This is a genomic window from Coprococcus sp. AF21-14LB (genome assembly GCF_003458885.1).
Lineage (GTDB): Bacteria > Bacillota > Clostridia > Lachnospirales > Lachnospiraceae > UBA9414.
In genome coordinates this window covers 1-614 of the sequence record NZ_QRVX01000141.1, presented here as the reverse complement: position 1 = coordinate 614, position 614 = coordinate 1, and the positions used below count along the sequence as shown (strand labels likewise).

The 614-nt window shown below is 44.8% G+C and carries 2 tRNA genes and 1 rRNA gene; all 3 read left to right on the top strand.

Annotated elements, in window-relative coordinates:
* Nucleotides 1–100 (top strand): 23S ribosomal RNA (locus DWX73_RS13440); the annotation flags it as partial.
* 72 nt (nt 101–172) lie between these two features.
* A tRNA-Asp gene (locus tag DWX73_RS13435) sits at nt 173–246 on the top strand.
* A gap of 12 nt (nt 247–258) precedes the next feature.
* Nucleotides 259–329 (top strand) — tRNA-Trp (locus DWX73_RS13430).
* Nucleotides 330–614 lie beyond the last annotated feature (285 nt).

Below are 614 nucleotides of genomic sequence, written 5' to 3'. Positions count from 1 at the left end.
GTTGTAAGACCCCTTGAAGACGACGAGGTAGATAGGACAGAGGTGGAAGTGTGGTAACACATGTAGCTGACTGTTACTAATCGGTCGAGGGCATAACCAAGTGAGGTAAAGGATAGGAAAGTGAACAAAGGATGAGATTTCTTGTATGTGGTTTTGAAGGTACATAAGACCTGGCCCGGTGGCTCAGTTGGTTAGAGCGCCGCCCTGTCACGGCGGAGGTCGTGGGTTCGAGTCCCATCCGGGTCGCTAATTAAATATAGGGGATTGGTCAAATGGTATGACAGGAGTCTCCAAAACTCTTAGCGGGAGTTCGATTCTCTCATCCCCTGTTAAAACCGTCGAGTAGTCGGCGGTTTTTTTGTGCTTAAAATTTAATAGAACACACGACAGAACATATGAAATATGATACAATTCATAAGGGAAGTATCAGATTCAGAGCAGATAAAAAGAGCAGTTCTGAATTAACAGGAACTGCTCTGAATGTGATTCTTTCCAATTGTACCAGGCCGCGGACGGGTCAGCCAGTCTGTGTATGGGGAAAGTATCTTCTCTGCCTGGTGAAAATGCTGAGGTTTTGAAGAAACTCACCGATATAAAAAGGTGATTTTTGTACA